At 41.1% G+C, this 20,026-nt stretch carries 23 protein-coding genes; 3 read left to right on the top strand and 20 right to left on the bottom strand.

What is annotated here, in order from left to right; genetic code table 11:
* Complete coding sequence (locus tag VJ09_RS15335; protein ID WP_044642499.1) at positions 1 to 684, bottom strand: YggS family pyridoxal phosphate-dependent enzyme; 684 nt, start codon at positions 682 to 684, stop codon at positions 1 to 3.
* Positions 681 to 1,505, bottom strand: coding sequence for a peptidoglycan editing factor PgeF (gene pgeF, locus VJ09_RS15330; protein ID WP_044642498.1), 825 nt, complete (start codon positions 1,503 to 1,505; stop codon positions 681 to 683). The genes VJ09_RS15335 and pgeF overlap by 4 nt, the downstream gene beginning before the upstream one ends.
* Before the next feature lie 49 nt (positions 1,506 to 1,554).
* Here pgeF and VJ09_RS19205 point away from each other — a divergent pair, with 49 nt between their 5' ends.
* Positions 1,555 to 1,749: a DUF2663 family protein gene (locus VJ09_RS19205; RefSeq protein ID WP_147635530.1), complete on the top strand. Its 195-nt coding sequence runs from the start codon at positions 1,555 to 1,557 to the stop codon at positions 1,747 to 1,749.
* On the opposite strand, the gene VJ09_RS15325 is transcribed toward VJ09_RS19205, so the two are convergent.
* From VJ09_RS15325 to VJ09_RS15245, 17 genes are all read right to left on the bottom strand, one after another.
* A complete protein-coding gene (locus VJ09_RS15325) occupies positions 1,718 to 2,005 on the bottom strand; it encodes a YlmC/YmxH family sporulation protein (protein ID WP_044642497.1) in 288 nt (95 codons plus the stop codon). The genes VJ09_RS19205 and VJ09_RS15325 overlap by 32 nt on opposite strands.
* A 173-nt stretch (positions 2,006 to 2,178) precedes the next feature.
* Entirely contained in the window at positions 2,179 to 4,692 is a 2,514-nt protein-coding gene (locus VJ09_RS15320; protein WP_044642496.1) for a polynucleotide kinase-phosphatase, read from the bottom strand.
* Complete coding sequence (locus VJ09_RS15315; protein WP_044642495.1) at positions 4,689 to 6,074, bottom strand: 3' terminal RNA ribose 2'-O-methyltransferase Hen1; 1,386 nt, start codon at positions 6,072 to 6,074, stop codon at positions 4,689 to 4,691. The genes VJ09_RS15320 and VJ09_RS15315 overlap by 4 nt, the downstream gene beginning before the upstream one ends.
* A 200-nt stretch (positions 6,075 to 6,274) precedes the next feature.
* Positions 6,275 to 6,646 carry a DUF4288 domain-containing protein gene (locus VJ09_RS15310; RefSeq protein WP_052807443.1) on the bottom strand — a complete coding sequence of 124 codons (372 nt, stop codon included), beginning with the start codon at positions 6,644 to 6,646 and terminating at the stop codon, positions 6,275 to 6,277.
* Positions 6,647 to 6,919: 273 nt separating this feature from the next.
* A complete protein-coding gene (locus VJ09_RS15305) occupies positions 6,920 to 7,141 on the bottom strand; it encodes a hypothetical protein (protein ID WP_044642493.1) in 222 nt (73 codons plus the stop codon).
* Positions 7,142 to 7,280: 139 nt separating this feature from the next.
* Positions 7,281 to 8,057 (bottom strand): RNA polymerase sporulation sigma factor SigG, encoded by a 777-nt coding sequence (sigG, locus tag VJ09_RS15300; RefSeq protein WP_044642492.1) that lies wholly within the window; start codon positions 8,055 to 8,057, stop codon positions 7,281 to 7,283.
* An 85-nt stretch (positions 8,058 to 8,142) separates the two neighbouring features.
* The gene (gene sigE, locus VJ09_RS15295) at positions 8,143 to 8,865 is read right to left on the bottom strand and encodes an RNA polymerase sporulation sigma factor SigE (protein ID WP_044642491.1); all 723 of its coding nucleotides are present in this window, start codon (positions 8,863 to 8,865) and stop codon (positions 8,143 to 8,145) included.
* An 18-nt stretch (positions 8,866 to 8,883) separates the two neighbouring features.
* Positions 8,884 to 9,795 (bottom strand): sigma-E processing peptidase SpoIIGA, encoded by a 912-nt coding sequence (gene spoIIGA / locus VJ09_RS15290; RefSeq protein ID WP_044642490.1) that lies wholly within the window; start codon positions 9,793 to 9,795, stop codon positions 8,884 to 8,886.
* 319 nt (positions 9,796 to 10,114) lie between these two features.
* A complete protein-coding gene (locus tag VJ09_RS15285) occupies positions 10,115 to 10,987 on the bottom strand; it encodes an AraC family transcriptional regulator (RefSeq protein ID WP_044642489.1) in 873 nt (290 codons plus the stop codon).
* 241 nt (positions 10,988 to 11,228) lie between these two features.
* Positions 11,229 to 11,660 carry a macro domain-containing protein gene (locus VJ09_RS15280; RefSeq protein WP_044642488.1) on the bottom strand — a complete coding sequence of 144 codons (432 nt, stop codon included), beginning with the start codon at positions 11,658 to 11,660 and terminating at the stop codon, positions 11,229 to 11,231.
* Positions 11,661 to 11,763: 103 nt separating this feature from the next.
* The gene (locus tag VJ09_RS15275) at positions 11,764 to 12,231 is read right to left on the bottom strand and encodes a DinB family protein (RefSeq protein WP_044642487.1); all 468 of its coding nucleotides are present in this window, start codon (positions 12,229 to 12,231) and stop codon (positions 11,764 to 11,766) included.
* A gap of 120 nt (positions 12,232 to 12,351) precedes the next feature.
* Positions 12,352 to 13,488, bottom strand: a complete 1,137-nt coding sequence (gene ftsZ / locus VJ09_RS15270; RefSeq protein ID WP_044642486.1) for a cell division protein FtsZ — start codon at positions 13,486 to 13,488, stop codon at positions 12,352 to 12,354.
* Between the two features lie 28 nt (positions 13,489 to 13,516).
* Positions 13,517 to 14,764 (bottom strand): cell division protein FtsA, encoded by a 1,248-nt coding sequence (gene ftsA, locus VJ09_RS15265; protein WP_044642485.1) that lies wholly within the window; start codon positions 14,762 to 14,764, stop codon positions 13,517 to 13,519.
* Between the two features lie 241 nt (positions 14,765 to 15,005).
* Positions 15,006 to 15,722, bottom strand: a complete 717-nt coding sequence (locus VJ09_RS15260) for a cell division protein FtsQ/DivIB (protein WP_044642484.1) — start codon at positions 15,720 to 15,722, stop codon at positions 15,006 to 15,008.
* A gap of 287 nt (positions 15,723 to 16,009) precedes the next feature.
* Positions 16,010 to 16,504 (bottom strand): DinB family protein, encoded by a 495-nt coding sequence (locus VJ09_RS15255; RefSeq protein WP_044642953.1) that lies wholly within the window; start codon positions 16,502 to 16,504, stop codon positions 16,010 to 16,012.
* A gap of 123 nt (positions 16,505 to 16,627) precedes the next feature.
* On the bottom strand, positions 16,628 to 17,536 hold the full coding sequence (murB, locus tag VJ09_RS15250) for a UDP-N-acetylmuramate dehydrogenase (protein WP_044642483.1): 909 nt from the start codon (positions 17,534 to 17,536) through the stop codon (positions 16,628 to 16,630).
* A 235-nt stretch (positions 17,537 to 17,771) separates the two neighbouring features.
* The gene (locus VJ09_RS15245; RefSeq protein WP_044642482.1) at positions 17,772 to 18,191 is read right to left on the bottom strand and encodes a GNAT family N-acetyltransferase; all 420 of its coding nucleotides are present in this window, start codon (positions 18,189 to 18,191) and stop codon (positions 17,772 to 17,774) included.
* Between the two features lie 454 nt (positions 18,192 to 18,645).
* Here VJ09_RS15245 and VJ09_RS15235 point away from each other — a divergent pair, with 454 nt between their 5' ends.
* On the top strand, positions 18,646 to 19,032 hold the full coding sequence (locus VJ09_RS15235) for an adaptor complexes medium subunit family protein (RefSeq protein ID WP_044642480.1): 387 nt from the start codon (positions 18,646 to 18,648) through the stop codon (positions 19,030 to 19,032).
* Between the two features lie 57 nt (positions 19,033 to 19,089).
* A complete protein-coding gene (locus VJ09_RS15230; protein ID WP_044642479.1) occupies positions 19,090 to 19,614 on the top strand; it encodes a hypothetical protein in 525 nt (174 codons plus the stop codon).
* 97 nt (positions 19,615 to 19,711) lie between these two features.
* Here the strand turns inward: VJ09_RS15230 and VJ09_RS19005 are convergent, their stop codons facing one another.
* Complete coding sequence (locus VJ09_RS19005; RefSeq protein WP_407689995.1) at positions 19,712 to 19,978, bottom strand: SprT-like domain-containing protein; 267 nt, start codon at positions 19,976 to 19,978, stop codon at positions 19,712 to 19,714.
* Positions 19,979 to 20,026 lie beyond the last annotated feature (48 nt).

Raw genomic sequence — 20,026 nt, 5'->3', positions numbered from 1 at the left:
TCACGGTCTCCCTCCCGTCAAGGTGGAACCAAGTCGGACAAAGGTCGCGCCCTCTTCCACAGCAATCTCATAATCTTGAGACATTCCCATGGAGAGTTCCGAGAGTGTTGGTAGAACCGTATTTTGTATTTGGACTTGACGATATTTTAATTCTTGGAAAATCTCCCTAATCAGGGACTGATTTTCGGTATGAGGAGCCATCGTCATTAAACCGATCGGCTTTATAAATTTATACTTCGACATCGCTTGCACAAAATCTTCTAATTCTTTTGGAGAAATTCCGTATTTTGTCTCTTCCCCTGAGATATTTACTTGGATAAATACATTTAGTTCGTCTCCTATCACTTCTAGACGTCGCTCTAACTCATCTGCAAGCGAGAGGCGATCTAGAGAATGGAGATAACGAAATCGTCCTACTACGTCTTTACTTTTTTTTCGTTGTAAGTGACCAATAAAATGCCACGTGCCACGATCACCTAGTTCCTTCCATTTTGGGATCCCATCTTGAACTTTGCTCTCCCCAATATGAAGGATCCCAGCATCTAAGGTTTCTTTGGTAGTTTCCAAATCGACGTATTTGGTAACCGCCACTACTTGTACTTCTTGAGGATTTCGACCTGCTCGAGCACAGGCTTGTCGGATTTTGGTCTGGACTTGTTCATAGTTTTGTCTAACAGTTTTCATGACTTATTCCTCTTTCCAATCAGTGCAACCATTCGTCCTGTATCTCCATGATCTCTCCGATGGGAGTAAAAAAAGGAATCTTCACAGCTTGTACAGTATGATGTAACCAAAATATTACGATCGGGGATCTCTGCTAGTCGAAACAGCTCACGATTGGCTAGCTTAAGATCCAGTCTCCAGTGACTCTTATCTGTAGGTTTAGCAATCTCTTCAGATGGATCTTTGCTAAGGGCTTCTCTCAGTGGATTTATTACATTCTCATCCACCTCATAGCAGCAAGATCCGATCGAAGGACCGATCGCCACTTCTATCTGTTCCCGATTTGCACCACGTCGAACCAATTCTTCGATCATATTGGGCCCAATCTTGCCAACAGTTCCCTTCCAACCAGCATGTGCCACTGCCACCACTTCTAGATCTGGACTATAAAAATATAATGGAACACAATCTGCATAGTAGGCTGCCAACAAAAGGTTTTCCTGATCAGTCAAAAGCCCATCCGTATCAGCAAATGCATCAGTACGAGAGCGATTCCCTTTCCCTCTATCAGAAGCTTTTGCTTCTTGAATGGAGACACCATGAACTTGTTCTCCACAAGTCCAAGATGATAGTGACATTCCAAGGGCATCAGATAATTTTTGTCGATTATCTAATACCTGCTCTGGATTCTCTCCTACATGCAAAGCATAATTTTGTTGATAATTATCTCTTTCTTTCACTCTGGCGCTAAACCCTGCCACTAGATGAGGATATTTCTTTTCCCAAGCGGTTAAACGAAAAAAAGGAATTCCTTCTAGTATTTGATACTGAAATGGCTCCATTTTTTCTGTCCTCCTTCGAGTGAGCTATGAAAACTTATGGTAAGCAAACATGGTGGTCTTACTACCATTTTGCTTCACAAATAGTGGATTGCACACTTATGTAATCTTAACTTTACTATTCTCTTATTTTAACATACAGATCGATCTCTCCCAAAAAAGGCACAAAAAAAGACCGTCTTTTTTTGAATTAAAACGGTCTATTATAGAAACGTCTATCGATCTTCTTCCTCATACATATTGGTAGATCGAGAATACGATATTGCTGTTTTCGAATCCAGACGAACCAAAATCACATCAGACCCAATTTTCACGATTTGACGCCAAGGAATGGTAAATTCTTCGCCTCCAGAAACCCAACCAAACAATCTTGTTTCACTTGGAATGACGATGGCTCGAATCACACCTTTACTCATGTCAATATCTAAGTCATGGATCTGCCCTAGTTTTCGTCCATCTGCAATATTGATCACATCTTTGGTCTGTAAATCCGTTATTTTCATCCATACTCCCCCCATCTAGCTGGGCTTTGTCTATGTATATGTAGGAAGTAATGGAAATGTACTAGAAGCTATTCAAAACCAAAAATCAGAACCTTTCTTTCCCTTGTAGCTTCGCTCACTCCGATATTTTGTGTAAGATGTCTTTTCTAAAACGGTAAATAGGAGGAACGTCATTACAAACGTGGATCAATTGGATCCGTTTCGAACGCTAAAACCGCAAAGGCACATTCATGTACTCTACGAAGTGGTTCCTGGTTAACAAAACGCTCTAATCCCTCTAATCCAAGACAAAACTCTTGTAACGCTAACCAACGTTTACGACGAACGTTACGTTTACGTAGTCTTTCTAAGTTTTCAGGAAGCGTATACTCTGGACCATAGATAATGCGTAAGTATTCTTTTCCCCTAACTTTGATCGCTGGTTGAACGATACCGGCATCTTGTTTCCATAAAAACTGCTTTGGCTTGACAACCATCCCTTCTCCATCCGAGCTAGTCCACTTTTTCCAAGTTACAATTGCTTCTTGTATACTCTCTTGATTTTGGAGATCTACTTGGATGTAATTGGTAACTTGGAGGAGAGATTCATGTTTGCAAAAACTCTCGATCTTATGTAAGTGCCAGAGGTGCTCCCGATCGTGGTGTACTTTTCGTTCGCTGGCTAACAAATGAAACGGGGCAATTCGAATATCTTCCACTGATTCCACTTCCCAGCAGTAGGGTTGATAGGAGGCGACAAATTGTTGGCTTGCATGTTGTCTTGATTGATACTTGTTCAAAAGCTCGTCTACTGGCAATCCGTTCCCTTTAGCTTTTTGAAGCACTTCTACCGAACGAGTCATGGAGGCATTTGCCGCTGCCCCAACCGCAGCATACTGTGTTCGCAAAAGCTCCATCGCTTTTTCAGACCATGGGAGAATTTCTGCATCAAGTAATACCCAGTCTGTCTGTAACTCTTCCCATAAGCCAGACTTGGAGATCGCTTCGGAAGTACGCTGTAAAATCTCTTGCTCTCGTTTGCGATCTGAGAAAAATGGACGTCCAGTTCGGGTGTAGATGACTCCATAACTTTGTTCTTTCATTCGAAAACGACGAATAGCAACCTCTGGAGTACGACATACAACTAGAAGAGCTCGTGATCCCATATGTTTCTCTTCACAGATTACTTCTTGAACCCCTAATTCTTGATAATATCGAAAAGCTTCTTTTGGGTGCTCAAGATAATCCGGCAGATCAGATGTCTCCGTTGGTGACATCGTCGGTGGCAAATAGATTAGCCAATTTGGATGAACGGTATGCTGACTCATAATCTCCAATGCGGGTGCAATCTGATTTTCTTTCAGACGAATCGGCGGCAGGTACCGCGTTAGAATAGGTTTATCTTTTAGATCACCAATTTTAAGTTCATTTGAATGTTCCGCTTGGAGGGAGCGTCGATACTTAGCGTATTCTTGCTTCGCTGAAACCGAAACCATGGTCTTCTCTGGATAACGTAAAGCCGTCAGACGCCCACCAAACACACAACCTGTATCGATATTGACCGTATTGCCTAACCAATAAGGTTCCGCTTGGGGAGTATGTCCATAAACAACAAAAGCTTCTCCTGCATAATCTAATGCCCAGTCTAGCCGTACAGGATAGCCTTCTTCATCTAACTGACCTGTAGTCTCCCCATATAAAGCAAACGAACGAACAGCTCCTGAGGATCGTCCGTGGAATTCTTGCTTTAGTCCAGCATGAGCTACCACTAGTTTTCCTTGATCAAGCATTAGATGGTGAGGTAAGTTCTCCAGAAACTCCTGATGTTGCTCTAGTTCTTGTTGAGAAGCTCCAGCTAGTTGCTTCATGGTGGTCTCTAACCCATGTTGCACTTTCACCTTGCCACCTTTTAGTTTGCGTAAAAGCTTATCATCATGGTTGCCCACCACACACAGAGCCTGTCCATTCATGACCAAGTCTCGTACTAATCGTAAAACTGCTGGGCTATCTGGACCCCGATCCACTAAATCGCCTACAAAGATCAACTTACGCACATCTGGATGAGTCAATTGATAGCCATCTTTGTGTTGCTCTAATGAATATCCAAGCTGATCGATTAGCTCCAAAAGCTCGTCTACGCATCCATGAACATCTCCGATGATGTCAAATGGACCTTCCTCATATCGACGATCGACGTGAAGTGGTACCCGCACGATTTCTGTTGCCTCCCATTCTTCTACATTACGAATACGAAGAAGTCCCCGAAACTCTTTGCGAATCTTGCTCATCTCTTGTTTTAGAATCTGGGAATGCCGGCGAATCACACGAGTGGGAAGAGCTTTCTCTCCTCGTTGTTTGTTCCATGCTTGGCAGATAGACTCAGGTAGGTCCAACACAATCGCTACCACAGGAACATGATATTGTTTGGCTAATTGTCGTAGCTCAGCTCTTGCATCCGCTCGGAGATTGGTCGCATCGACAACGGTAAGCCGCCCTATCTGTAATCGTTTCTCTAAAATAAAATGAAGGGCAGCAAATGCTTCTTTGGAGACGCTTTGATTCATCTCATCATCCGAGACAAGACCACGAAACGTATCGCTAGACAAAATTTCTGTCGGACGAAAATGCCGCTTGGCAAAGGTCGATTTCCCAGAACCAGATGGTCCGATTAATACAACTAATGCTAAATTTGGGATCTTCCATCTCATCGTAATATCTCCTTCTCTACTATATGAAATAGAGCCATCTGGGAAGGTGCCCCTAAAGTCTCATCTTCTTCTCCTAATGGAAAAAAGCGCACTTGATAACCATATTCTTTCGCGATCCTCTCTCCCCAACTCTGAAAATCATTTCGTGTCCATTCAAAACGATGATCTGGATGGCGAAAACCCCCATCCTTTAACCCTTCATACAGTTGGTTATATTCTCTATTAGGGGTCGTCAACAAGATGTATGGAGAACGAATCTCACGGAAAAGTTGATGCTCTACCATTGGGAGCCGGTCCAACTCGATATGCTCCAATACCTCTACTAAAACGGTAGCTTCATAGCCTTGATGGCGCTTATCTCCATACAGGAGGGAACTCTGAAAAAGTTGTATACGAGGATCTTCCCAACGCTCTAATTTATTCTGTGTCTTTTGAAGTACAGATAAGGAAACATCCGTTCCAGCAATTCGCTCAAAAGTGCGTACTTGCCTTAGTTTTTGTAACAGTTGTCCAGACCCACATCCTAAATCCAATACGGATCGAACACCTAGTTCTACCAGTTTATCTACTACTATCTGATGGCGTAACTCATGTAAACGAACAGTTTTCTCTGAATCCAACATCGATTCTGAGTTCTCTAGTTGCCCCTCTACTGGTGATAAATCTTTTAGTACTTGTTTTGCCAACTTCTTTTGATGCCGCAAATATCTTCCTACTATAATTTCCTTTTCCGGATGATTTGCTAACCATTCTCCTCCATGACGTTGTAGCTTCTCTAGTTCATCTTCACTAGTAAAGTAATGCTTGTCATTATCTAGCACCGGAACTAACACATAAAGATGGGAGAGTAATTCAGATAAACGTATCTTTTGGCGAAGGATCAATTGATAATAAGGACTGTCTCCCCATTGTGGGAAAGTAGGATCAAGTGCTAGTCTCGTAAGTTCTAGTTGATAACCAAGAGGTTCCCAAAGTCGGCGTAACAATCCTTCTCCTCCTCGACTTGGAAGAACCGATAACTCAGCAGTAAGATCCAGTGCTGCCTCCACCAGCTCAGGGCGTTTATTACAAGTACCATTTAGTGCTGTACTTAACACTTTACTTAGCATAGTCGTAAAATAAGAGGAAGCTACATAAGGACGATCATTTACATATGGTTCTAAGGGAGAACGACGATTTCCTTTCTCTTCCACACGAGATAAGGAGATTGGATCAATATCGAGTAACATGGCAAACGTGCAGCGTGTCTCCGTCGCTTCAGGATAAAACAGGTGCACCTTGCCAAATGGAAGTTCAAATTCCTGTACTCGACTCGGATTCTTATGTAAGAGATAGCCTAAGTCGGTGGCATCTTGCCCTTCATAGGTTAGGGTAAATAACATGAAATATCACTCACCTAATAATGTATTAATTAATCTTCTTCCTCTTCAAACATTTCCGGGTATAAACGTTCCATCACTTGATCATTACTTAATGATTTCGGTAATTGTGTCTCATCTTCGTAACCATCATCTATTTTTCGGGATTTGGTTCATCCAAAATATGAGCCTTGAACAATACCTTTACTGCATACCAACCTTGTTTATCCATCTAATTCGACCGCATCATCTGGAATCTCAGGATATAAACGCTCGATCACTTCTTGATCCGATACATCTTTAGGAAATTCAAGAAATCGGGTAAATACTTCCGTTCCATGTCCTATCTGATCATCTAATAGTTGAAAGCAGTAATCTACTTGATCCACAACGCGAACTTTCTCATCATATCTATTAAAGTACTCCGTCTCTGCTTCCCTAGCTATTATAAGAGCCTGCTTGGAAGCATCCTCATCTGATACTGCTTGTATCAGATAGGTAACCTCTTCATACATACAGCTTTTATTTTGATAATGAGAGTCTATTTTTTCTGGATTTGGCTCACCACTGTAAACTGATTTAAATAAAACCTTCACCCCATACCAACTTTTTTTAATAATTTATTCACTCCTCTACTTACCTTATATAGAATACATTCTAATGCTCTTCCAACACACTCAGAACAAACTCTAACACATTCACATAATATAAAAAGAATGCATTAGAAATAATAGTAAACAAAATGATTTAAGTTTTCTAATTTACTAATGACTTATGATAAACAAAAAAGAAAAATCAGTACAACATTTTCTTAATCGAATAAAAGAGACACTGATAATAGTTACCAGTGTCCAATTAATTTTCCCTATTTACCAACGGCGAAAGCGACGAAAACGACGAAATGGTATCACAAAGAAACGCGGAAAAAAGAAAAATGGGTGGATAAAGCGACGACGGCGTCTAAAAAATTGTTGCGTTTCGAGATCAGTATCTAATTGATCTTGTTCTTCTATATAGGATGGCCCAATAGAAGATTCGGCAAAATCAGGATATTCCTGTATCGTTGGGTATCTTCCTTGTTTTTTCTTCATCTAACACACCTCGTTATAAGCTTATTTTCATGATCACTATATACAGGTTGTTGGCTATAGGTGAACCCAAACATAACAAAGAAGGACTGTAGCACCTTCATGCCACAGTCCTTCTCTACGTTCTTTATCCTGTTGAAATCTAGGTAATATAGCGGTTCATCTGTTGGATCGCTGCTTTTTCCAGACGAGAAACTTGTGCTTGTGAGATCCCAATCTCATCCGCCACTTCCATTTGGGTCTTCCCCTCAAAAAAGCGCATCGACAAGATCATTTTTTCTCGATCATTTAAACGCCCCAGACCCTCTTTCAAAGCTATTTCTTCTAGCCATTGAGCATCTTTTGTCTTATCATCACTTATTTGATCCATTACATAGATCGGATCTCCTCCATCTTGATAGACGGGTTCAAACATGGAGACAGGATCTTGAATCGCATCTAGTGCAAAAACGACATCCTCTTTTGGAACATTTAATTCTCGAGATATTTCCATGATGGTTGGTTCTCGGTTAAACCGATTGGTCAATTGGTCTCGTATTTGCAACGCCTTATAGGCAATATCTCGTAATGAGCGAGAGACACGAATCGGATTGTTATCACGTAAATATCTCCGAATCTCCCCAATAATCATGGGAACAGCATACGTGGAAAATTTCACGTTTTGACCGAGATCAAAGTTGTCAATTGCTTTCATCAAACCGATGCAACCGACTTGAAATAGATCGTCGACGCATTCCCCACGGTTGTTAAAACGTTGGATCACACTTAAAACGAGACGTAAATTGCCGTTGACGAGCGTTTCTCTAGCAGAAAGCTCCCCTGACTGCAATTCGCGAAACAAGATGCGCATCTCTTGGTTCTTAAGTACAGGAAGTTTGGAAGTGTCTACTCCACAGATCTCTACTTTGTTTCGCGCCATAGATGTGGTCCCTCCTCAGATGAAGTAACGTCATTCAGTATCTCCTACAGAGGGAAATTTATAATACAGAGGAACTATCTGTAATTTAAACCATTTTATTGAATTCTTTGCGTAGTCTTTTTATAATTCGCTTTTCCAATCGCGAAATGTACGATTGCGAAATTCCCAGTAAATCAGCGACATCTTTTTGTGTTTTTTCTTCTCCGCCCTCTAATCCAAAACGGAGTACCATGATTCTTCGCTCTCGGTCATTTAATGTCTCTAGAGCAGTAATCAAAATCTTTTTGTCCACTTGATCTTCTAAGTCACGATAGATGGTGTCATTCTCCGTTCCTAGTACATCGGACAATAAAAGCTCATTGCCATCTACATCGATATTGAGTGGTTCATCGAGTGAAACCTCGGAGCGAATCTTGTTGTTGCGTCGTAAGAACATTAAGATTTCATTTTCGATACAACGTGAGGCATAAGTTGCTAGCTTGATCTTTTTGGAAGGATCAAACGTATTGACTGCTTTAATCAGACCAATTGTCCCAATGGAAACGAGATCTTCAATGTTGATTCCCGTATTCTCAAACTTGCGAGCTATATAGACCACTAACCTCAAGTTTCGTTCGATTAGCATCGCTCGTACAGCTGCATCGCCGTTTGGGAGTCGATACAGAAGATGTTCCTCTTCTTCGCGAGTAAGTGGTGGTGGCAGTGCCTCACTTCCTCCGATGTAATAGATCTCTTCTCCTTTTACACCCAAGTAAATCAACATGCGATACCAAAATAAATTCACGTTCAATTTCCATTTTGCCAACATGGCTGATAGCCCCCTTTCTCAACTGACGGCAGATAGGCAAGAGGGATGGATAATTGCTTGGTAGGTGCCATCGGTCGAAAATCGTCCGACATCTATTCCTATGAGTACTTTCCCCACATTATTCCACTGATTTTCTTGCCATATCTCTACCTGATCTGGTTTGTATGCAATCATCACTTCTTGCTCTCTTCCAGCTGCCCGATATGGTACTAAACGAATTTTTACCATCCACTCTGGTGGTAACTCCGCCCAACCTTCTTCCCAGTCTTTGGCATAAGCCATCTTCACTACCGTATCAGGTAAAAACGGTCGCAATTCATCTAACTCCAAAAGTAATACAGGCGCCCTAGTTAACGGATCTCGTAGCTGATTTCCCGTATCGACCAGTCCAGTACATTCCAACTCCTGACCGTCTGTCGTAATTTTCAGTGGGGTCAAAAACTGCTCAAATTGCTGGCGTTCTTGCAGTGTTCCGAGTGAAAAACGACTATAAATCCATACGAGCGGAAATCCGATCCAGAGAAAAAGCCACGATACAGGAGATCCCCATCCCGAAGGCGATTCCGTATACAAGATACCACCTGCTACCTGATGATCTCCGGTCCAGATAAAGTGAAGTGCAATCATTGCCCCACCTGTCAGAAAGCAAGTTACATAAAAAACTCCTAGGGTACGAAGGTAAGCAATCAGATTTCCAAAACCAAATGAGAGATAGATCATGAACATGGAAACAATCAGTTTCATAGGTAAGAAGTAAGCGGGAGTAAACTCTTGCCACAAATGTAACGTTGCATAGATCCCCCCGACAGTTGCTCCCAACAGTAATCGCCAAACCTTAGTTCGCTGTTTACGAATCCCCGAGGTAAGCCATAAAAGAAGGTAATCAAAGCAACTATTGAGCAGGAAAACAACATCGGCATAGACAGTCACTTAGGCACCCTCCTAACACTATCTTCATGATCTCGGGTGACAATGGTTTTGATCCTAAACAAAAGGAAACAACTCCCAAGCGAGACTTAGTATATCTCAATCTCTATTAGAAAGTTTGTTGAAACTTGCCAAGGATTTAGTAAGAAGTTTTGTCGAATAATCTCTAATAAAAATATTTCTAAAAAAGAATCGATATGAATCTGTCTTTTTTGCTGATGAATTTCTTGAATTTAAAATAAAAAAAGAGCTGTCGAAACAGCTCATCAGTTTATTACAAAACAAACCATTGCAATTGTTTGAGTTAGGCGCATTTAAATCATTACTTTTTTAAAATCGGAATCCATATCTCACTTTTAAAAGTCGGGGAAGTGACATCTTTATGTTCATTCCACAAAATCTCTGGCCCTTCTGTTTGTTCATAGTTGGAGGATGGGAACCATTCGGAATAGATCCGTCCCCAGACATCTTGAAGCGTATCAGGAAATGGTCCAACTGCTTCAAACACAGCCCATGTGGACGCAGCAACTTCAAGTTTCATCAGATTATCTGGACACTCCTTCGTTGTTGCCACTCCTATATAATGATCTAGCTCCCCTTTTTCCTCCATTCGACCCTCCGAAAAGTTCGTCGATGCACTAAGCAGGCCTTGAGGCTCTACATTAGAAAGTTGCTTCAGTTTATTGATCATTTCAACATGTAAACTTTCCCACATAGAGGCAATCTCTGGATTTACTCCATGAAATATAATCGGAACTCTTTTCTTGATCCCTACGATGTGAAATGCTTCTTTTTCTTCTATTCGATAGTTCATTTCACTTCCTCCTTTAATCGATAATTGGAAGGTCATTCGTGGGTATGCTTTCAAAAATGAACCATAACTTCTGGCTTCTGTCGGTGTTACCCCATGAAGACTGTGAAAAGCACGTGTAAATGAATCTGGAGAGCTATATTGATATTTCACAGCAACATCGATTACCCTTTTGTTGCGGTTTTGAAGCTCAAAGGCTGCTAAAGTAAGGCGTCTTCGGCGGATGTACTCCGACAGCGTAACCCCAGCAAGAAATGAAAACATTCTTTTAAAGTGATACTCTGAACAACATGACAGCCTTGCAACTTCTTTATAGTCCAATTCTTCAGTAAGATTCTCTTCAATATAGGCTAAGGCTCCATTCATTTTGTCGAGTAAATCCACAAGAATAACCTCCCTCGTATCAAAAGAATAGCAGGAAGGGAAGAAGTCAATCCGATGTTTTGGGCACGATTATGTAGGGTTCGTCAAACACGGTAGATCTATTCCACAGTCAAAAACCCGCTTCCAAGTGGCAGCAGGTTTTATAGTAAAAAAGTGGGGAAGCTACTTCCAAAACAAATATCCCTCCACTTGACTTCTTTCCATCACTCCGAACTCATTTGATCGCATTCTAGATGGTCGTCTAGTTCCCATTCCAATCACAGACGACAATTTCCATTTGGGTATCTTGAAAAACTTCTTCTATTATCCCTTTCACCTTTTGCCACTTCAATCGATCAAGACCACAACCGAGTTTGGGAATTGCTAAATATGTTAAATCACGTTCCAAACAATAGTTCTTCATGGAGAGAATCGCTTCTTTTAGATTAGAATAGGTTGGTTTGTGCCAATAACGAATTTTGGTTACTAGATTAAAAGTTCGTCCCATCGGATAGCACTTCCCTATTTCTAGCAATTTAATATTGGCTAGAACCTGTAGAGGATCTAATTGGAATTTTTTTCGAAATTCTAAGGCTATGCCTGCTCCCATTTTAGCATCCGCTGAAATGCAGTGTGCTAAGTAGTACTCTTCGGGCATCGAAAACAAGTTTTTCTGTTCTTCTCTTAGTTGCAAGATTAGTCTCTCCCTTTATGTTTCGTCTGTGATGTTCAAATCTATCAAACACTTTTTGGTACAAGAAAACCCCATCTTGATCAAGATGGGGCTCTTCGCAAGCTTACTTCACTAATTTGCGAATTCCTTGTATCTGACCCATATGCAGTCCTTCATGAAACATACAGAAAGTCAATCCATCTCCAGAAGTATAAATTGTCGTCTTGGGTAATTCAAAAGGGTTGGCTAGAGGAGTGTCTAGCTTTCCTTCTACTAAAGCACGCAATTTTCTCATCTGCTCTTGAGATGCTTCTTGTAACTCCGCAAGTGTTGGGGTTTCATCTGTAAAATTTTGCGGACTTGTTCCTCGCATAAAGTATTGTCCCCACTCTTCAGGGAGCGTGGAAGGAAAACCAGCCATCGTTAAAATCATAGCATCTGTTGATACTAAGACATGACCTACATTCCAACGGATGTTATTGTTAAATCCTTTCGGAATAATATTGGCTTCTTCTTCTGTTACATCACTGATGGCAATGCCAAGAGAATAGCGATACATCTCAAGTTGTTCGTATAAACTGGCTTCTTTCATAAGTAACAGCTCCTCTCCTCTTCCATACAAATCAAGTATACAATAGGGGAAGCTCTGTTAGTACCGAACAAAAGAAAACTCCAACTATTCATACTAGGAGTTTTCTTTGTATTACTGGATTTATTTTTTATACTGATTGCGGAGAAATGTCGGAATATCGTAGTTATCTACATCTAAGATTTTGCTTCCACTTTTCTTCTCTTTGATGGGATTGGTCGTTGGATCAATCCCAAAGAGTGGTTTGCCTTTCTTTTCATTAGTTTGGGAATTGAGAAGGCCTGCTTCCATCTCTTCTTTGTTCTTTTGTCCATCAAAACCAGTTGCGATTACTGTAACTTGAATCTCATCTTTTAAACTTTCGTTGATTACCGCTCCAAAGATCATATTTACTTCTGGATGAGAAGCTTGCATCACAATATCGGCGGCCTCGTTCACTTCATAAAGACTTAAGTTATTTCCACCCGTGATATTCATCAACACTCCACGGGCACCATTGATGGACGTCTCCAGTAGTGGGCTACAGATGGCTTTGCGAGCCGCTTCCGCAGCACGATTTTCCCCAGTTGCCAAGCCAATTCCCATAAGAGCTGAACCACGTTCGGTCATAATCGTTTTAACATCGGCAAAGTCGAGGTTAATAAGACCAGGGACAGCAATGAGGTCAGAGATCCCTTGAACCCCTTGGCGTAATACATTATCTGCTTCCCGGAATGCTTCCATAATTGGGGTGTTTTTCTCCACAATCTCTAGTAATTTGTCGTTTGGAATCACGATCAAGGTATCGACATTTTCTTTTAAGGCAGCGACTCCAGAATCCGCTTGGATAGAGCGCTTGCGGCCTTCAAAATTAAAGGGGCGTGTAACTACTCCCACAGTGAGAGAGCCCAGTTCCCGAGCGATCGCTGCAATCTCAGGTGCAGCACCAGTACCAGTTCCTCCACCCATTCCCGCTGTGACAAATACCATATCTGCCCCACGCAAAACATTTTCCAACTGTTCGCGGCTTTCTTCAGCTGCTTTTTTTCCAACATCCGGCTTAGCTCCTGCACCAAGACCACGAGTTAATTTCTCTCCGATCTGAAGCTTGATAGGAGCTTTGGAACGATTAAGTGCTTGTGCATCTGTGTTTACCGCAATAAACTCTACACCTTGTACTCCAGCATCAATCATTCGATTGACCGCATTGCTACCGCCACCACCGACGCCAATTACCTTAATCTGTGCAATCTGTTCTAATTCCAAGTCAAATTCAAACATGCTTGTCCCTCCATCGTGACAAAAAAATTCAAATGAATTCACTTAGCCAAGTTTTTACTCGTTCAAAGGGAGAAACCTTCTTTTTCTGTTTTGGAGCTTCCATCTCTTTTGGTTCCTCTTCTTCTGGTGGAATCTCATAACCACCTCGAGCTTCTAAATAATGAATCATCGAAACTCCCGGAACAAAGGATGGATCGTTAGCCCCTATTTGATCCGGTACTGCGATACGAACCGTGTCACTTAGATGCTTATGTGCAACAGAGAGAATTTCTTTGGTTGCCATCACACCTCCAGTTAAAACATATCCCCCAGAAGGTTGGCTAGAAAAACCTAATGCATCAACTTGTTTGCGTATGAGATAGAACATCTCCGCAATACGGGGGTGCATGATCAAACTGAGGTCCGTTGTCGCATACTCGATCTCTTTCGCATCGCCATTTACCAATTCAATAGAGAAGCTCTCTTCCTGTGGGATCAGCTGAGGGTCTGCTACTCCATACTTGCATTTGAGTTCTTCTGCTGTTTGTCTATTACACTGAAACCCATGCATGATATCTTTGGTAATGTGTTCGCCCCCAAGAGGAAGAACCACATGAGAGGCTAAATGTCCATTTTGATAAATCGTGATCGACATGGTACCTCCGCCGATATTCACTAGGACCGTACCAAGTGCTTTTTCATCAGTTGTGAGGATCGTCTCTCCAAGTGTAAGTGGTAAAAACATAAATCCTGCCACATGGTAAGAGGCTCGCTCCACACTCCGAACTACATTATGGAGTATCGTTTTGGTGCCTGTCACAATGAGAGAATCGACTTCCAAACGAACCCCAATCATGTTGGTTGGATCAGGTATATTTGCAGTGCCATCTACAACAAATTGCTTAGGTAAGATCTCTACCATCAATTTGTCCTCTGGCAACGAAATGACTTTGGAAGCTTGAATTACACGTTCTATGTCGTGTAATCCTATCTCACGATCTTCGTTATGTACTGCGACAACTCCATGACTTTCTTGAAGACAAAAATGATTTCCACAAACCCCTACGTAAACTTCGGTTATCTCAATTCCTAGCATTCGCTCCACGTTTTCGATCGCTTGGCGAATGGATCCGGCCGCTTGGTCTATATCAACAATAGCTCCCTTTTGAACCCCTTTGGAAACAGCAGATCCAAATCCTAGAATCTGTAGTTTCCCAGTTGTTTCAATTTTTGCTACTACTGCGCGAACTTGGGTAGATCCGATATCGAGACTCACAATGTAAGGTTGATGTTTCAAACTGGGCACCTCCTTGCCCGAGAACGAAGGCTATTTCAAAGCAAGAGAAGGAAAAGGGAGAAGAGTGATCAATCTTTAATTCCACACAATTTTATTGATCACCTTTCGTAAGATTCATTTTTCTTCGGAAAATTTACATATTCTCTCAATTTCGAGGGAAGTTCCTACTTGCTTTTCAGATCCGTACTCCTTCTCACAATCTACCACATGATGTCTTTCCTCCGAGAATCTGAATATAAAGTTAAGAATCCGGAGAAAACCATACACTCTCCAATAGATAAATGGTGCCTGGTGGTTCTTTTTGAAAAGGCTCATAATACTGTATCTTTTGGTGAAAATCATCTACTCGAGCGATGATTTTGTGATGATTTTTGGTTAGCAAAATCAACTGATCCGATCGTCCAGGTTGAGGCTCCATTTTCCAAAAAAGCTCACGTTTCGCTGCTGGGAGAAGGGAAAACTCACGTACCGCTTGATTTAACAGTGGACTGTTTGGCGGAAATCCTTCTAAGGTGACTAAGGAAGCTGTGGTCTCTACAATAGGACGTTGCAGTAGGATTACACCGCTGGCTAGGATTGGATACAAACGGTTATCTAAGGTGCGATAATGGGCAATGATTGCATGTTCTGTTACGTTTACTTCTAATTTGGCGGGAAAAGATTTGGTAACGTGAACCTCTTTCACTTCTGGTAACGTCAAAACTCCTTTTTGAATCTCACGCTCACTTACACGAAAGTAGGAATCACCTACTTTTGTTTTCATTCGAGTAAGGACATCCTGAGTAGTTAATAAATGAGTTCCTGTTACCTGTATCTCCGAAATTTTACTATAGGGAGATCGTAAAAAAAGAAGCGAGACCAACCCAACAAAAAAAAGAAAAACTAGAACTTTTGCCCAAGGAGAAGTAGACGATTTTCCCATCATCCGAGTCCGAAACGGCGGAACTCGTTCTTCCATGCACCTTCTCCTTTGCTATCAATCTTTTTTCTATCTTAACACAACAATCAGCATGCTGAAATAATCTGACTACCCTGAGACAGAAGAGATTTCTGCACGTAAAGACGGGAAGTAAAACCAAGAAAATGACACAAAAGAAAAACCTTGGAGAATAAACCCCGAGGCTTTTTTCGTATTGTTTGGCTCGTATGATTTACATTTTCTACGGTAGATCCTAAAAGGAATTGATCATTTTCAATACCCTTCTAAAGTATATTTCTTTTGTTATTGATCGATCAGATTTTCATTTACTCCTCTTTAGCAGCATCTACTTTCCAGCTCTTTTGCAGCTTCCGAATATAAATGATTTGACCAATGTGATATGCGTTATGAGTGGATGCATTTCCGAGTATCTGCCACCACTTAGCAGATACTCGGAAGCCGTTTACATCACTTTCGACTTTTTCTTCCGTAAGTAGATCTTGCCATTGTAAAAGTACCTCTAATAAACGTTCCTTTAAGTCATGAAATTTTTGATTTTCCGAAACGATAAAGCTTTTATCATTGTTTCCTATCGAAGGGACAGCATCGACATGAGATTTTTGGTACCTGATTTGCCAAGCTTCATTCCAATAAAGTAGATGCTGTACAATTTCAGCGATACTATGACTATATTCGGTAGGCTTCCAAAACGCTTCTTCCTCCGACAAATTCTCAACCGAGTCTGAAAAGGGGATGTACCAACTAGGGTCATTCGCATTTGCTAACAACTGATCAGATAAAACATCTTTTGCATGAAATATACTTTCCACGCTTCTTTCTTTAAAAAGTTTCTGATTTATTCGCGGTGAAAACCAAAGGGGGAAAATCCTAATCGAAGGGGTAACAAAACCCATGAGAAAAAGTACTCATGGGATGGAACGCATTTATGCCTCTCCTACTACTAATACCTCTGGTTCCAAATCAACTTCATACCGATCCCAAATCGTTTTACGAGCATATTGGATCAAAGAAAGAATATCTTCAGCTTTGGCTTGCCCCCGATTGATGATGAAATTGGCATGTAGCTCGGAAATCTGTGCATCACCAATCTGGTACCCTTTGAGACCCGATTCTTGAATGAGTCGGCCAGCATAATCACCAGGTGGATTACGAAAAACACTTCCCGCACAAGGAAATTGAAGTGGTTGTGTTTGCCGACGACGATCTTTAAACTCGGTAAGATGGGCGGTAATCTTCTCTGCTTCCCCTTCGGTTAGGCGGAAGGTGGCTTCCGTCACAATTCCTTTTAGCTCATTTTGCAAAACGGAAGTACGATAACGGAACTTACACTCTTCGTTCGTCAACCGTCTCCATTCTCCAGTCTCCAAGAGCACTTCTGCTGACACCAATACTTTGGAAATATCAGATCCGTGAGCCCCTGCGTTCATGTAGACAGCCCCCCCGACATTTCCTGGGATTCCACCAGCAAACTCAAGTCCGGTCAGTCCACTGCGTGCCGTCTTGGTTGCAAGTACAACGGTAGAAAATGCGCCACCTGCCGTTACCTCGGTGCCTTCGATCTGGAGATATTCAAAGCCCTCATCTAATTTGATCACCACACCGCGAATTCCTTTATCCCGTACGAGAAGATTGGAACCACGTCCAATCACCCGCCAAGGGTATTGTTTCTGATGAATAATCTTCATCGCCTGTTCTAATTGTTCACGAGATTTGGGATGGATCAGAAGATCTGCCGGTCCTCCTACTTTCCAAGTCGTGTGACGAGATAAGGGTTCATTCTCTCGAATCTCCTCTATTCCCGTAACAAGAAACTCCTCTTTAGTCGGTTTCACCGGAGTTTCCCCCCTTCTCTAGTTGTTTTATTGGTATTTTACATTATTCGTATGTTTCAGGATTGGTACTGCCTATGTCTCATCACGCTACATACGAAAATTGATCACTGATAGGAAAATATGTATTCTATGGATCGTACATACCCTAAATAGGATAGCGAGTTTTGAAGAAAGATGCAATCATAACAGAGATACGAATTTATCACAAAAAAAGCATACCATAATCGGCATACTTTTATTTTTCATAGATATATTTATACATTCCAATAGAATCGGTCATATATTCAAAGCCAAACTGTTTGTATAGATTATCTGCTGGGGGATCTGCAGAAAGTTGTATCAGAGAACCTGGTAGAGCTTTGCTATCTATGTATTGCATGATGTCACCCATCATTTTCTTACCAATTCCTTTTCCTTGGTAATCAGGATGGACCGCTACATCTACGATCAAAAAATTGACTCCTCCATCCCCTACTACTCTCGCCATGCCGATCAGTCTCTCACCCTCATAAACGGTAACGGCAAAGAGACTGTTTGGTAGTCCAATTCTCGCAGCTTCTTTGCCACGAGGGCTCATGCCTGCTTGGACGCGGAGATTGCAGTAGTCTTCTACAGATGGGGGTTCGTGGCGGTATTCTAGGTTGGAAAGTGTCATTTGGTTTGTTCCTTTCAGAACTTAGTGTTTATACATATATTTGTACCAGTAGTTTATCAGATACATCCACTCCTGAAAATCTTAAGCAGACTCGCTCCGTTTCAATGACAAAATCCCTCTCTAGATGAGATACACAATTATGTGTTTGAATAGTTCGATAAGATAAGGTCGCTTTCTCAAGAATGAATTTGGGAAGGCGACCTTATCTTATGCCCTTTTTACATTAGTGATTCTATTCACATAATTTTTTAAATGATATAGTACAAACGAGTTGTACTTTACTCCTTTTTTCTTGTTTGTCTTTGTAATCCCCCTTTTCTCTAAAACAAAGCAATAATTCTTCCTTACCACCCTCCATATGCTTATTTCGCTTAGTAAGCATATGGAGGAGGGGATAAGGAAAATTATTTGACATTTGTTTTTTACATCATGAGATAGAAGAGGGGAATACATAGTGCAACAAGAAGAGAAAAATCCCGCACTAAAAAAAGTACTAAAGATGCTATTATATGTAGATCGAAACTTAGACAATTTTGCCCAAAGCCATCCTGACGAAATAGTAGAGAAAGCCTATAAGACGTTTAAAAAAATGTCAGCCAAAAATCTAGTTCGCATCGAAGCACCTTTGACAGAAAGCAAATATGGAAAAGGGTGGAAGTTTAGTATTGGAAAGCCAAAATATCCAATCCTCGCATTAAGAAGTAACTCAGGACAAGGAACTCATGGCAGTATACCTTACCTAGTGATTAGTACAAATAATGGTACAATAAAAGTAGTTTGGGGTAGAGAGACCGACTACAACTCACGTGGGGAGAAAGCTAAAACTTTTTTCCTACTATAGTATCCAAGTTTTACTTGGGTACTATTTTTATTAAAAATTCCATTTGGAGGTTTACATATGAACCAGTACGGTATTTTAGATTTGGAAGCACCGATTATCCCCGGTCAATCTTTAGGTGGATTTACACTAAAAACACATATCAAGGAATATTACGATACGATTGACACTTTCCCTCATTTTAAAAGTGGGCGTACTAGGAAGGGGCATACTGGGTTAGATAATTATTATTCCATGCCCCTTCCGAATCTTATTAAATACAATTTTAAAGATACCCTAATACTTACATTTAATGTACTAAACGGAAAGTTAGAAAGTATTTTCGCCTATGAGAACTACCAAGGTTTGCTATTTGGAAAAATCGGAATCGGGATGAAAATCGATGATGCCATGCGGTTAGATGAGAGAATTTATTATGATGAAGAGGAAGATGGCTTTGGTATCCAAGGAGTAGACGGGATTGCAATCAGTCCGATGCTGGATCGACGGAAAAAATTGATCATCGAAGGAATCGGAGTATATATCAAAGAAAAAGATGAAAGAGGTTCAGAAAATAGCTTTAACTATGTTATGGGGAATTGGTAGAGCAGACACAACAAAAAGGAGAGGGAATCTTGCTGCCAACTCCTTTTTTTGTTGCGTATTACTCCGAATATTTATAGGATAAAACGTAACTACATACTTAATTCCCTTTTATATCATCCAAAACAAACCGATTCAATTCCTCTTTATACACACGCCATCGTGGCATAAATCGATCCATATAAGCTACAAAACGGTCGTTGTGATTTCGCTCCAACAAATGAACCATTTCGTGTACAACAACATATTCCAGGCAATGCTTTGGTTTTTTGGCTAATTCGAGATTGAGCCAGATCCGTTTGGCGGAGATATTACAAGTGCCCCACTTGGTTTTCATCAGCTTGACACCCCAAGAGTCTACCTCCACCCCCATCACCTCTTGCCACTTGTCAATGAGGGATGGTATCTGTTCTTT

The organism is Risungbinella massiliensis (assembly GCF_000942395.1).
Taxonomy (GTDB): domain Bacteria; phylum Bacillota; class Bacilli; order Thermoactinomycetales; family Thermoactinomycetaceae; genus Risungbinella; species Risungbinella massiliensis.
The sequence above is the reverse complement of the archived record's forward strand: the minus strand, read 5'-3'. Positions and strand labels throughout refer to the sequence as shown.

Coding starts and splice junctions, on each gene's coding strand:
- VJ09_RS15275 (WP_044642487.1), bottom strand. CDS start 12,231: ATGAAAGAAGCCAGTTTATACGAACAACTTGAGATGTATCGCTATTCT.
- VJ09_RS15325 (WP_044642497.1), bottom strand. CDS start 2,005: ATGAAAATAACGGATTTACAGACCAAAGATGTGATCAATATTGCAGAT.
- VJ09_RS19205 (WP_147635530.1), top strand. CDS start 1,555: ATGGTGGTCTTACTACCATTTTGCTTCACAAATAGTGGATTGCACACT.
- ftsZ (WP_044642486.1), bottom strand. CDS start 13,488: ATGTTTGAATTTGACTTGGAATTAGAACAGATTGCACAGATTAAGGTA.
- pgeF (WP_044642498.1), bottom strand. CDS start 1,505: ATGGAGCCATTTCAGTATCAAATACTAGAAGGAATTCCTTTTTTTCGT.
- sigG (WP_044642492.1), bottom strand. CDS start 8,057: ATGGCGCGAAACAAAGTAGAGATCTGTGGAGTAGACACTTCCAAACTT.
- VJ09_RS15245 (WP_044642482.1), bottom strand. CDS start 18,191: ATGACACTTTCCAACCTAGAATACCGCCACGAACCCCCATCTGTAGAA.
- VJ09_RS15320 (WP_044642496.1), bottom strand. CDS start 4,692: ATGAGATGGAAGATCCCAAATTTAGCATTAGTTGTATTAATCGGACCA.
- sigE (WP_044642491.1), bottom strand. CDS start 8,865: ATGTTGGCAAAATGGAAATTGAACGTGAATTTATTTTGGTATCGCATG.
- VJ09_RS15335 (WP_044642499.1), bottom strand. CDS start 684: ATGAAAACTGTTAGACAAAACTATGAACAAGTCCAGACCAAAATCCGA.
- VJ09_RS15260 (WP_044642484.1), bottom strand. CDS start 15,722: ATGGAAGAACGAGTTCCGCCGTTTCGGACTCGGATGATGGGAAAATCG.
- VJ09_RS15305 (WP_044642493.1), bottom strand. CDS start 7,141: ATGAAGAAAAAACAAGGAAGATACCCAACGATACAGGAATATCCTGAT.
- VJ09_RS15230 (WP_044642479.1), top strand. CDS start 19,090: ATGAACCAGTACGGTATTTTAGATTTGGAAGCACCGATTATCCCCGGT.
- VJ09_RS15315 (WP_044642495.1), bottom strand. CDS start 6,074: ATGTTATTTACCCTAACCTATGAAGGGCAAGATGCCACCGACTTAGGC.